The following is an 11,776-nucleotide window of genomic DNA, read 5'->3' on the forward strand; positions in this document are numbered from 1 at the left end:
CGCAGGTGCGGTAAGGGCTACCGCACGGGCCGATACTCAAAGCCCATTGTGGCACCCCGAGCCCGCGGAAAGAAGCTGCGCCGCGGGGGAGGCGACCCCAATGGCTTTCTCATATCGTCTTTTGGGCTTCGAGCCCTGCTTGAGTGCCTTGGAAAGGCCGACAAGGGCCGTGAGGAGCGAGACCAGGGCGGTCAGGAACTTCACGAACTCGGTGAAATCGGTCATGGGCATCACCTCCCATCGGATGGAGGGCTCTGCCCGGCACAAGGGCTGCCGACAGCGCTGCTGATTCTAGCAGAGCGTCATTCTTCTTCGATCAATCCGTGCTCCACTCCCTCGCCGGAATCCAGTCTTTCCGCAGCTCGACGAAGGTGTTCTTGATTCCCGCGACCCCAAAACGAATCGTATTCGCGCTCGTCACGGACCTTGAGCTTGCCCCTGGCCCTCTCGACGATCTTGCCAATCACTTGCCGCCGAACCTCCTCCTTAACTTCCTCGCCGATCTCCCCAAATTCCAACGCCGGCCTGTTCTTGCTCACCGGTCCGTACATGCTCGGCCCCCCTGCTCGCGACCTGTTTTCCAGCCAAGACCGTACTTGCTATTGCTTCTAATAGCCTGAACAGATCTTCGTTCGGCCACTATTAACAACTATTAGTCCAAATCATCCAGCCCACCAGCCAATAACCACCATTAGCCCAGCTAAACGACCAAAACAAATCGCCCGGTGCACGGAATCTGAACAGTCACGAGATGCGTTAAACTCAACATGCGCGGCCTGCCCCGCGTGGACAGTTGCAGGGCCGGCAGCGTCGCCGGCCCTGTTGCCATTCAATCAGCTGCATAATATACAGGCAGGTCTCCCGAGTACTCCCATCGCCCTAGTGCGTTGCCATTCAAAGCAACGAGTAACGCTTGGTTAAGAGGGCCCACCTTCACTCTTGGTGAATCACTCGCCGCCCCTGTGCCCTTTTCGGCAATTTCCTGTACCCCTTTTGGAAACTCGAGTGCCTATCTGGCCGACGAAAAGATTTAGCGAATTTAGGTGTACCACTTTGTGTTAGTTTGTATTTTAGACAGTATTTGTGATACGCTTTGTTTCAATCAGTAGTGGTACGATTTCGCTTGTTCAACGAAGGAGGTAATTGTCTATGGCAGTGGCCGAGGAGAAGAAAAGAATCCAGGTTACTCTGCCTCTCGAAATTTGGCGTGATCTCGATGACTACGCGAAGAGTCGCGGTGTAGCTAAGTCGTCTATGGCGGCGATCGCTATCGCCGAGTTTTTGGAGCGTGTTAAAGAGCAAAAATAGATATGAAAAAAGCCCCCTAACCGCCAAGTAAGAAGGGCTTCTTTCATGTTCAAATGTGGCTTTCTGGCCTGTTACCTGCAATCCTAGCACACGTATGCTTCGATTTGGGCCCCTATGTTGAAGTACTACCAAAATACTATGGCATCACTTCGGCTGATGGCTAGATAGCCTCAACGAGAGGCTAGTTTATGGATACCAAAAATTTAAAACCGGATGTGGGCGGTGGCTATCCGTGGGACACGGATAGCCACCCGTCCGGTCCCGCAAACCCGTCTGGAATGGGGACGGCGTCCGATTTCGCGAATCAGGCCGTCACAGATGCCGCCATGGCCAATAGTGAGAGTCACCGCGAGGTACTTCGCCGGGCATCGGATGAATCGTCCCGTGTCGCCCACATGGTGCAGGATATGGTCAGCGAGAAGGTCGCGATCATCAAGCCGCCATGGATGCTCGAGCTCGGTCTGCCTAGGCTCGACACCGATATTATGGGGCGGATTTGGTCGTTCCAGCGCAAGGACGTCTACAAATCAACCTGCTACATCAGCCTTGCCACCATGGCGGCTGACGTCAAGTCGGATCGCTCGAATGTTAAAAAGAGAATCGACAAGCTTGTCGAACTCGGTCTTTTGATTAAGTCGCCGCGCGGGAATAACAAATCGGTTGAGTACCGGCTCGATATGACGGCGATCGCTAAGCGCAGACTCGAAGTCGAGGAGGGTAAGAAAAAGCAACGTGCTGAGAATTCGGCGAAACGCAAAGCTCAGTGGGACGCAAAGCATTCTGCCTAGTTTGAAGGGCTATGGGTTCATACAGCCCATAGCCCTATTTCTTTTCCTTACAAACTATGGGTTAAACCAACCTACAGTCTAGCTATGGGTTGGTTTAACCCATAGCTAGACGAAAAATAATTTTATTGATAGGGGGTTAAATAACGGTTCTTCAGCAAGTCTATCGGTTAGGACAACCCATAGACTTGCTCACAGGGATCGCGGATGCTTTTCTGTGACGGTAGAGCTATGGGTTGAAAGAACCCATAGAAAATTTAAGCCACTTTTCCGGCTATGGGTTAATTCAACCCATAGAAAGCGATCGGAAAACGCCAAAAAGTACCGAAATAGTTATTTCAACCCATAGTTTGAGCCTGTGTTAGCCTGGGCCAACTTATCAACTATGGGTTGTCTCACGAGACTATGGGTTGAAATAACCCATGCCAACTATGGGTTCAGTTAACCCATGCACTATGGGTTGAAATAACCACAACTATGGGTTGAAATAACCACAACTATGGGTTCATACAACCCACCAAGTCTGACTAGAGTGAATTAGATTCACTTAGTCTGAGCTCAAGAGGGAAACAGAGAAATCCACCAGAAAGCATTTAATAATCGAACGATATACAAACAAGAAAAGCCATCGTCCTTGCCCTCCGCTCACTGCGTTCGCTCCGCGTCACTACCGCTCCTTGGCGCTCGCTACGCTCGCCCTCCGGTCGCCTACGGCTCCCTGCGCGTCGGCTGCGCCTCCTTGCCCTCCGTTCGGCTATGCCTCACTCCGCGTCGACTTCGGCTCCTTGGCATGGCCTTCGGCCAAAAGTGTGGGGGCTAACGCCCCAGCTCCCCGACTACGTCGCTGTCAGCCCTCAGCGCCGGCGTCGCCTTCGGCTCCCCGGGCGAACTAATCCCACTTAGTTGCAAGCCCTACAATTCGGCAATGACGCCGAATCCGTTTTCCGGTTGATCTGGATACCGACATTTAAACAACCTCACTTCAATTACCGGCAGGGAGCTACAGAATCGAAAATAAGACGTCCTATCGGTGAGGTTCGACCGTTTTCTCACTGATAGATAAAACGGGGTCTTAAATCGGCTCTCAGTGGCCAAGGTAAAAGAAAAACGGGCACCTTTCGGTGCCCGTTAACTCAACTAGAACTCTTTTTCGGCCAGATAGCGATCGAAAAGCTCCCGAGCGATATCCGATACGGACTTGTCCTCCTCGAGCGCCACTTGCTTCAAACGTTTTCGGTAACTCTCCGGAACGTACACGGACAGCTGAACAAGCCTCTCAGATGCCCCTTCAGCGCCCTTTTTGGGGCGCCCGGCTTTCCGCACCTGAGGAGCCGGTTTCTGGGGCTCAGATGCGCTTTCAACGATTTTCTGCTGCCTCTCCTCGGCCTTCTCCGCTGCGACGTCGAAGTATGAGGTCGCCTTTTTGAACTTTGCCATTTACAGCACCTCTTCCAGCTCGTTCAGGATGTTTTCAATCGCCTGGGCGGCCTTGCCGTTTTTCGCGATCTCGTATACGGGCTTGCCCAGGGCCGCGCCCTGTTTGAATGCCGCCGCGGTCGGAACAGTGCCCAGCACGGGAAGGTCATCGGCCTCAAGAAGCTCGAGGAATTGTCTGTCCACGGTCTGGTTCGCCGCGAAGTTGTTGACGATGATTGCGAACGACAAGTCAGGATTGGCCTCGGTGATGACCTTGATCGTGCGTTTCATGGGCTTCAGGCCCAGCGTGCCGGGCTGCACCGGGATGATTGCGATATCCGCATTCTTGGCATACTCGGCGGTGTCGTCGCTCAGGAAACCCGGCGTGTCGATGACATTCACGGCGTCCTCGTCGTCGAGCAGGTTCTTCTCGTGGTTCGCGCCGCCCTGAGGGTCGAGATTGCCGAATCCGACTTTGTGGCCGCGGCGCTCGAGACCCCAGGCGATCTCGTCGGCGAACGTCGTCTTGCCGACGCCGCCCTTCTGATTGACTAGCAGGATGTTCGTCGTCATGTCCTCCCCTTTCTGAAATAGCATAGTCATATATTAGTACATTAACATGTGACTATATTAAGTAATTCTAAGTCGCAGTTAGAAATATATGAGCATGTTAAGTAATTAGTATAGTACTACGTTAACGTGCTCATGGCTGTGGGTTGGTTTAACCTACAGTCATCAGATACGGTTACAAGGTCGCTGATTGCGAGACGGAGACCCTTCCGACCGCCGACGCGGCGAGTGGGAACGCAAGGGTAAAAACGCATCGTCGCTGAACCAGCGAGTCAGTATTCTTTAGTTAGATGATGGATATTGAAATTAATTAGCGAGATAATGTGCATATCGCATAATGTATGCGTTGCACCATGAGAGAGGGGTCTGTCATGAGCTGGAAACCGAGAAAATGCGTTATCGCCGGTCTCGTGACAACCGGTCCTGACGGCGGCTTGTTTGCAACCGCAATGACATCGTACCGACTTTTCACTTGCATGTTCTGAAAGGCAGTTGCCATGCTGTCGCAAAATCAATCGAGATACTTGGTCACAATCGGCTTTGCCCTGCTTGCATTACTCTTTGCTAGCGACCTTTTGCTGAAACCGCCCAAGGAACTCGTTTTGCTTGCCATAGACTGCATTTCCGCCCTTTACTTTACGGCAACCCTAATCATCGGACTAAAGGAGAGGAAAAAAGGCGCAGTCGCCGCATCCGCCGTATGCTTGATCATAACCATTGCATCATTCTTTATCTGACACATTGGTGATTTAGGGGCGATATCGTAGGAATACGACCGGGAGAGTCGGGGCCATAGGCTCCGGTAAGAACCTTCGCCATGCCCCACGTATCGAGCCCGATGATTTCCCCGCCGGACGCCCTGACGGTCACGGCCTCCGGCGTCCACGCGATTTCATCGTCCGTGAGGCGGATGGGTGTGACGCTGCCGGCGTCCATCCGCCTCACGACCTCATTCCGCTTATCGCGCCAGCCCGGCTTGAGCCATTTGATGACGGTCGGACGCGAGACGCCAAGGACGCACGGGCGCAGCTCGAGCTCTAATACATGAGGTCCCAGCTTGTAATGCGTGAACATATGACTACATTAACATGGTCATGTATTACCGAACGTTATATGCTGAGCTGGATCCGCCCGTCTGTTATCTTGGCTGCTGACCGCTGAGAACATGGCCGCCGTCATCGGCAAGGATGGCGTGGAGACGGAGATTCAGGTGGGGCAGATGCGCCAAACACTGGGCAAGTCTGGCTTCGATTGGCTGTTTAATAAGCACTAACGGTTGAGTTATTGCAGCATAATCGCAGCTGTAAATAGGTGACCATATGACCATGCTAATATGTGCGCACAGTCATATGGTCACAGTTATAGATCGGTTTAATCTGTGGCCCTTAAGCTGAAGCTGCCTCAACGAACCGTGGTTGGCGAGACGAAAAAAGGGGAGTTCCTTTTTGTGGAACTCCCCTTTTCCGAGTCGTTATTCGATTTGCACTACATCTGCTCGCGGCGCTTCTTTTGATCGAGGAAGACGCCGGCCGCCACGAGGACGGTACCGCCGATGGCGAACGTCTCGCCGATGAGTCCCGCGCGGTCACCGGTCTGGGCGAGGCTGCCGGGCTGGGCGGTATCCGTGCCGGCGAGGTGCTTCGGGGTGTATGCCGCCTGCTGCTTTGCGACCTCCTCCGCCTCCTGTCGTGCGATCTCATCGGAAAGCTTCTGCTCCGCTGCGATGCGGTCAGACTTCGCCTGCTCGTAGGCGGCGAGTGCCGCATCGCAGCCGGGCTGGAGCTCGTCCACCGCGACCTGCTTCTCGTCCAAGATGGCCTTGGCGGGCGCGATCTTGGCGCGTGCCTCGACTGCTGCGGCGAAAAGCGCGTTGAGGGCGTCATCCGCGTTCACATCATGGCCGGAAGCGATCGCCGCGCCGGCATCGATGGAGTTCAGCTTCGACAGCTTGGCGTCTGCCTGCGCCTTCGCCTGCTCGGCGGCGGAGACCAGGGACTCGGCGGCGATGGTATCCGCCTTCGCGGCATCGACGGCGGCCTTGGTGTCATTGACGGCCTTTACTGCATCCTGCTCGCGCTGCTGTGCCTCTGCGAGCTTCGCGGCAAGGCCGGTGAGGATGTCGAGGTTCGACTGTGCGCCCACAAGATCGGTCTGGGAGCCGGTAAGCTTGTCGGCGGCAACGTCGGTGTCGGCCTTTGCGGCATCGACGGCACGCTGGGCATCCGCGAGGGCGCGTGCGGTGGCGTCCGCCTTTTGCTCGGCGGCGGCGAGGACGGTCACCTTCTCGACCTGATCGGCTACCGCCGAGTCATGGACGCTCTTTGCTGTATCGAGCGCCTTCTTGGCGTCGGCGACGTCCTGGAAGAACTTCGCGAGGTCGGCGTTCGCATCGTCCACGCCCTGCTGCTTGGCGGCGGTGTCCGCCTTGGCGGAATCCAACTTTGACTGTGCGGTCGTTACGGCTGCGTTGGCAGCATCAAAGGTGACCTGCTTCTGCTGGACGGTCGACTTTGCCGTATCGACTGCCGCGTTGGCGGCATCGAGGTCCGATTTCGCCGCATTAAGCTCGGTCTGGGCATCCGTGACGGCCTGCTGCTTGGCGGCGACATCAGCCTTGGCGGCATCGACGGCACGCTGGGCATCGGCAACACCCTGCTTTGCGGCATCGACACCTGCCTGTGCGGCATCCACCGCGACCTGTTTCTGCTGGACGGTTGTGGCGGCGCCGGCGGCTGCCTGCTTCTTGGATGCGAGATCGGCCTTGGCTACGTTGAGTGCGCTCTTGGCGTTCTTGAGGCCGTTGATATAGGAGGTCAGCTTCTGCTCATACTCGTCGACGGACATGGGGTTCATGTTCCAACCGGAGCCTGCCCAACCCAGGTTTGCGGTATCGAAGCTGTCGGTCTTCCAGCCGTTCATGGTTCCCTTGCTGCAGACCGCCATGCCCATATAGCCGATTTCAGGGCTGATGACATGCAGGTAGTGACCGACAGTTGCGGGATATCCGGCAACCTTAAAATGCTGGTTGACATAGGATTCAATCCCACTATGCGACTTGTAGAAGTCTACGGCATCCTTACCGATTAGACCGGTGACGCCATAGAGCTCCTGAACCGCCTGATCGAAGAAAGCCTTTTCTTGGTCCACCCACTGCGGTTTCGGATCGGTTCCATAATTCCATGCGAGGTTTTCGGTCGTATCGAACTGCATGGAATGTCCAAACTTGACATCGGAATAGTTTGCGTTGGCTATCGCCGCTGCAATGAGCTTATAGGTGACCTGGAGTTCGGAGAGACCGACGGACTTGCGATACTCGTTGATGGACTTCATGTACGGGATTGCCGCGAGCATGTTGTCGAGACTGGTCGCATCGAGGCTGTTTCAGACCTCGGTGTAGTCCTTGTGTGTACAGTTCTGGATGATCTCGATGGCTGAATCGGCACCCATGGCCTTGAAGAAGCCGATGGCTCCCTGCTTGAGTTGTGCGTCGGCGGAGTCGAGTTTCGCCTTGGCCTCGTCGACCTTCTGCTGCGCGGCGGTTACGGCGGCGTCTGCGGTATCCTTTGCGGCCTTGGCGTTCGCGAGCTCTACGTCTGCGGTTGCCTTGGCGGACTCTGCGTCCTTGACAGCCTGCTTCGCGGCATCCAGCTTGGCGACGGCGTCGGCATTCACCTGCTTGGCCGCATCGAGACCGGCGTTCGCGGCATCGAGAGCGGACTGGGCGGCGTTCACACCGGATTCGGCATCGGCCGCGGCCTGCTGCTTTACGGAGAGGGCCACCTGGGCATCATTCAGGTCGGCCTGTGCCGTTGCCGCAGCGGACTGTACCTGCTCGAGCTCGGACTCGCACTGGGACTGTGTCGCTTGTGCGGCAGCGAGGGCTGCCTCTGCGTCCGCGACCTTCTGTTTTGCCGCATCATACTCTGGACCGCTCGCACCGGCCTCCGCTGCGGCGAGGTCTGCTTTCGCCTTCTCGTAGGCGGCGCTGGCGGCTGCGGCCTTCGCATCCGCCGTGTCCTTGTTCTGCTGGGCTGCGGCGAGAACGGAATCGGCGGAATCCTTTGCAGACTGGGCCGCAACCAGCTTGGACTGGGCATCGGCAAGCGTCGCGTTGGCGTTGTCGAGTTCGGCCTGTGCCCTGCTCACGGCATCCGTGGCGTCGCGCACGGCCTGCTCGGCGGCACGGATAGCCTCCGGGGTGGCGCCTACGGCATCGGCCTTGGCTTTATCGAGGGCGTCCTGAGCGTCCTGGGCCGCCTTGATGGCGGACTGGTACGCTTCGTCCTTCTCGGACGCATCCGCCTTGGCGTCTGCGAGACCCGCCTTCGCCTGCTCGAGGTCCTTGCCGGCGGCATCGGCGGCGTCCTTGCCCTCTGCGACCTGACGGGCGTACTCGTCCATTGCCGCTCGGTCGGCTGCCGTGCCGGCGCTGACTGCCGAATCGTAGGATGCCTTGGCCTGGTCGCGGGCGGAAGCCGCCTCGTTGTAGGGACCGGCGGCCTCATCGTAGGATGCCTTGGCGGCGTCCTCCTTCGCCTTCGCCTCGTCGACTGCCTTCTGCAGGTCCGCGATGGTCTGTGCGGCGGATTTCGCGCCGGTACCGGATGCCGCGCCGGCGTGGGTGGCGATCGGCGACATCACGGCGGGGTGCTGTGTGCCCCCGTCACCGGTCTGGGCGAATGCCGTGAACGGTGAGATGAGGCTCGATCCGGTCATGGCGGCCATGGTCGCCGCGGTGACGGTCAGACGCGCGATCCCCTTCGGAGTGTGAATCTTTTTGTTTGGCAGTGCGGCGAAGTGATCGCCACCGGCAGCGAAGTGCTTTCCCTGAGTCATTGTGCTGTTCCATTCCTTTTCCGTGCCCTATCCGACTGGGCATCAGAGCGCTTTCCAATAGAGATAATTATGCGCCTTAACTGGGATTGTTGTATATAGTCCGTTGGCTTTTATACAACAATCCATGACTCTTTTTGTCATGGATACGAAGACGCTTCAGAAATCATTCGGCATGAGATGCAAAGAGCTTCGCGCTGGACTCGGGTGCAGCCAGGAGCAGTTCACCAATTTGATTGAAATGGATCGTTCCTACTACGCGAGCATTGAAGTCGGGCGGCGTAATGTCAGCCTCTCAAATCTCAAGAAGATTGCCGACGGATTTCAAATCAGCATTGCTGAACTCATGAGAGGCGTCAGCTAAATTTATCCGTCTCATAGTTCACAGTGGGTCTCGTTGATTAGTGCCTTAAGAAAATGGAAATCGTCCCAATAAATTACCGTCAATCGTCCCAATAAATTACCGTCAATCGTCCCAATAAGTAATCGTTATTTGTCCCAACGACGCAGATAGACGCTATAATTTCAAATGAATGATTGGAGGGAAAGCCGATGGATAGGTATATAGGACGTTGTGTTGACTGCTTGGTCGAGCGCGACCTTGGCATTTTTGGTGCAGTGCTCATTCAGGGGCCGAAATGGTGTGGAAAGACAACGACAGCTCAGAGATTTGCCGAGTCATCGTTATCTCTCTCCGACCCATCTGGCGGTTTTGCGGCCCTCCAGCTCGCTCGTCTCGATCCGGCCCAAGCAATTGTCGGACCGACCCCGAGGCTTGTCGACGAATGGCAGGAAGAACCGAAGCTATGGGATGCCGTGCGATTCGAATGCGATGTCAGGGGAGGGGAGCCAGGACAGTTCATTCTCACCGGATCTGCGACGCCGCGAGCCGAGAACCAGCCGATGCACAGCGGTGTGGGTCGAATCGCCCGTTTGCGGATGGATACCATGACGCTTTTCGAGCTCGGTATTTCGTCGGGAGCGGTCTCGCTTGGTGCGCTGCTCGATGGAGATTCCGTTGCGGCGTCACTCGGATCCATCGCCGGTATCGCCGGTATCGCGGATTTGCTCTGCCGCGGCGGTTGGCCCCAAGCGGTCGGTAAGACAACTGCCGACGCAATGCGGATAGCCGCCGCCTATATTGACGGTGTTTGCGAGTCTGACGTTTCGAGGGCGGATGGAGTGAAACGCGACCCGGTTAAGGTAAGGGCTTTGCTCTCGTCGCTTGCACGCAATGAATCGACTCTTGCCGGCATGAGGTCCATCGAAAGGGATTTGGGTGTTGACGTCTCAAAGAATACGATTACCGGCTACATGGACGCGCTGCGCCGTATCAATATCGTCGACGATGTCCCCGCGTGGCATCCGGCTCTCAGGTCGCCGGTGAAGTTGCGGCAGGGCGCGAAGCGGCACCTTGCGGACTCATCGCTCGCCGTCGCCCTCATCGGTGCGGATCCGGAGTCGTTGTCATCCGATCCGAAGACCCTTGGCTTGCTCTTCGAATCCCTTGTGCTGCACGATCTCAAGGTTTACGCGGCGGCCAGCGATGCGACCGTATCTCACTACCACGACGCTGACGACCTAGAGGTCGACGCGATTGTCCATCGTCGTGACGGCTCGTGGGTTGCCGTTGAGGTTAAGCTCGGGAGCCCCCAAGTCCCAGAGGCAGTGGAAAATCTGCTTCGACTTGAGCGAAAGCTGGTCGATCGCGGGGAGAGGCCGCCTGCGGCGAAACTCATCGTCATCGGGTTTGGTATGCCGGCTCACGTAACTAGCGAAGGCATCGTTGTTGCTCCGGTCGATACGCTCGGAATCTAAATTATTGTTATTTGCATTTCCAGAAATCCTCTATCTAGACGCCTCCTAGAGGATTTCTGGAAACAACCGGTATTTTGATCTGGGCTACGAAAGGTTACGGGTCCAGATTCCGTGCTGCGTGGAGCCGGTGATTTTGTATCCGTGGCGGTCGATTCACGCCGCAAGCCTGTCCTAGTCGATGCGTTTCCAGTTGCCGCCCGGCGCGTGGTTCACGATGAGCCCGCCGGCGACCATGAGCGCGTGGTTGCGTGCCTTGCGCGCCTCGCGCGCGAGCGCCCTCTTCTTGTCCGAAATCTGGACCTCGGCCTGCTTCTTCTTGCATTGAAGCCTGAACCAGGTTCAGCTGGCATGGTTAAAAACGGGGGCGACGCTTTTGCGTCGCCCCTCGTCCCGGCCGGGTTGCTTTAGTTGTACACGCGGTAGTTACACTTGAACTGGGTTATGTGTCCATAGTGGGAGCCGTACCAACCCGATGTATAGCTGATTGCTTTTGCGCCTAGATATTCGTATCTCTTGTTGTAGCGAAGCTCACGGTAGGTCGTGTCGTACTCTGCTACGTAAAACGCGTCTCCAGAGAAGGCTTTGTACCGGTCTTTAACCGTCGAAGCCATGTACGCGGGTTCGACATCGCCTTTCTCCCCGTTGAGCGCATAGACGGGTGCCGCGATTCCGCATAAAGCCGTTGCCACGAGGATGGCGTAGACAGCCATGCGCGACGCATTGGTCTTCAGCTGTTCAAATAGTTTCATGTCATTCACCTCCTTCGTATGTATCGAGGTATTCCTGCTTGAGTGTTTGCGAGGACGACTCGGTCTTTTCCACGATCGTGCCGTCTTCGATGAAGTAGAACGAGTTGGTGAGGTCTGCCAGGTCGTCGAGCAGATGGCTTGAGATGAGCACGCTGCGTCCCCGCGCCACTTCGCTGCGCATCGCGTCGCAGGAGGTTTTCCGCTTTCCCGGATCGAGGCCGTTCAGCGGCTCATCGAGGATGAGGTACGGGCAACCGGTCGCTATCGCCATGGCAAGCTTTACCTGCTGCTTCATTC

11 protein-coding genes and 1 pseudogene are annotated in these 11,776 nt (G+C 56.5%); 4 read left to right on the plus strand and 8 right to left on the minus strand.

Features of this window, described 5'->3' with window-relative positions:
- Positions 1–36: 36 nt before the first annotated feature.
- Positions 37–225, minus strand: coding sequence for a hypothetical protein (locus AAAX59_RS09155; protein WP_349071532.1), 189 nt, complete (start codon positions 223–225; stop codon positions 37–39).
- 77 nt (positions 226–302) lie between these two features.
- Positions 303–551, minus strand: coding sequence for a hypothetical protein (locus AAAX59_RS09160; protein ID WP_349071533.1), 249 nt, complete (start codon positions 549–551; stop codon positions 303–305).
- A 598-nt stretch (positions 552–1,149) separates the two neighbouring features.
- Here AAAX59_RS09160 and AAAX59_RS09165 point away from each other — a divergent pair.
- Both AAAX59_RS09165 and AAAX59_RS09170 read left to right on the plus strand, forming a co-directional pair.
- Positions 1,150–1,308: a hypothetical protein gene (locus AAAX59_RS09165; protein WP_082421961.1), complete on the plus strand. Its 159-nt coding sequence runs from the start codon at positions 1,150–1,152 to the stop codon at positions 1,306–1,308.
- A 188-nt stretch (positions 1,309–1,496) separates the two neighbouring features.
- Positions 1,497–2,096, plus strand: a complete 600-nt coding sequence (locus tag AAAX59_RS09170; protein ID WP_055287556.1) for a hypothetical protein — start codon at positions 1,497–1,499, stop codon at positions 2,094–2,096.
- Positions 2,097–3,230: 1,134 nt separating this feature from the next.
- Here AAAX59_RS09170 and AAAX59_RS09175 read toward each other — a convergent pair.
- The 4 genes from AAAX59_RS09175 to AAAX59_RS09190 all read right to left on the minus strand — a co-directional run bounded on the left by AAAX59_RS09175 (position 3,231) and on the right by AAAX59_RS09190 (position 8,915).
- A complete protein-coding gene (locus tag AAAX59_RS09175) occupies positions 3,231–3,530 on the minus strand; it encodes a ribbon-helix-helix protein, CopG family (RefSeq protein ID WP_217108483.1) in 300 nt (99 codons plus the stop codon).
- A complete protein-coding gene (locus AAAX59_RS09180) occupies positions 3,531–4,082 on the minus strand; it encodes a ParA family protein (RefSeq protein ID WP_349071534.1) in 552 nt (183 codons plus the stop codon). It lies immediately after the preceding gene.
- 1,482 nt (positions 4,083–5,564) lie between these two features.
- Positions 5,565–7,430 (minus strand): CAP domain-containing protein, encoded by a 1,866-nt coding sequence (locus AAAX59_RS09185; RefSeq protein WP_349071535.1) that lies wholly within the window; start codon positions 7,428–7,430, stop codon positions 5,565–5,567.
- A 30-nt stretch (positions 7,431–7,460) separates the two neighbouring features.
- Entirely contained in the window at positions 7,461–8,915 is a 1,455-nt protein-coding gene (locus AAAX59_RS09190; RefSeq protein WP_349071536.1) for a hypothetical protein, read from the minus strand.
- Between the two features lie 139 nt (positions 8,916–9,054).
- Here AAAX59_RS09190 and AAAX59_RS09195 point away from each other — a divergent pair, with 139 nt between their 5' ends.
- Positions 9,055–9,276, plus strand: a complete 222-nt coding sequence (locus AAAX59_RS09195) for a helix-turn-helix transcriptional regulator (protein WP_349071537.1) — start codon at positions 9,055–9,057, stop codon at positions 9,274–9,276.
- A 188-nt stretch (positions 9,277–9,464) separates the two neighbouring features.
- Complete coding sequence (locus tag AAAX59_RS09200) at positions 9,465–10,730, plus strand: DUF4143 domain-containing protein (RefSeq protein WP_161145597.1); 1,266 nt, start codon at positions 9,465–9,467, stop codon at positions 10,728–10,730.
- Positions 10,731–11,134: 404 nt separating this feature from the next.
- Here the strand turns inward: AAAX59_RS09200 and AAAX59_RS09205 are convergent, their stop codons facing one another.
- A complete protein-coding gene (locus tag AAAX59_RS09205) occupies positions 11,135–11,479 on the minus strand; it encodes a hypothetical protein (protein ID WP_055285655.1) in 345 nt (114 codons plus the stop codon).
- A gap of 1 nt (position 11,480) precedes the next feature.
- Positions 11,481–11,776 (minus strand): annotated as a pseudogene (locus AAAX59_RS09210) (ABC transporter ATP-binding protein); the annotation flags it as partial.

The organism is Collinsella sp. CLA-ER-H2 (assembly GCF_040092405.1).
Classification (GTDB): Bacteria; Actinomycetota; Coriobacteriia; order Coriobacteriales; family Coriobacteriaceae; genus Collinsella.

Bases quoted from the DNA above. Each gene is read 5' to 3' on its own strand.
- AAAX59_RS09195 (WP_349071537.1), top strand. From the start codon at position 9,055: ATGGATACGAAGACGCTTCAGAAATCATTCGGCATGAGATGCAAAGAG.
- AAAX59_RS09160 (WP_349071533.1), bottom strand. From the start codon at position 551: ATGTACGGACCGGTGAGCAAGAACAGGCCGGCGTTGGAATTTGGGGAG.
- AAAX59_RS09200 (WP_161145597.1), top strand. From the start codon at position 9,465: ATGGATAGGTATATAGGACGTTGTGTTGACTGCTTGGTCGAGCGCGAC.
- AAAX59_RS09170 (WP_055287556.1), top strand. From the start codon at position 1,497: ATGGATACCAAAAATTTAAAACCGGATGTGGGCGGTGGCTATCCGTGG.
- AAAX59_RS09190 (WP_349071536.1), bottom strand. From the start codon at position 8,915: ATGACTCAGGGAAAGCACTTCGCTGCCGGTGGCGATCACTTCGCCGCA.
- AAAX59_RS09155 (WP_349071532.1), bottom strand. From the start codon at position 225: ATGACCGATTTCACCGAGTTCGTGAAGTTCCTGACCGCCCTGGTCTCG.
- AAAX59_RS09185 (WP_349071535.1), bottom strand. From the start codon at position 7,430: ATGCTCGCGGCAATCCCGTACATGAAGTCCATCAACGAGTATCGCAAG.
- AAAX59_RS09180 (WP_349071534.1), bottom strand. From the start codon at position 4,082: ATGACGACGAACATCCTGCTAGTCAATCAGAAGGGCGGCGTCGGCAAG.
- AAAX59_RS09175 (WP_217108483.1), bottom strand. From the start codon at position 3,530: ATGGCAAAGTTCAAAAAGGCGACCTCATACTTCGACGTCGCAGCGGAG.
- AAAX59_RS09205 (WP_055285655.1), bottom strand. From the start codon at position 11,479: ATGAAACTATTTGAACAGCTGAAGACCAATGCGTCGCGCATGGCTGTC.
- AAAX59_RS09165 (WP_082421961.1), top strand. From the start codon at position 1,150: ATGGCAGTGGCCGAGGAGAAGAAAAGAATCCAGGTTACTCTGCCTCTC.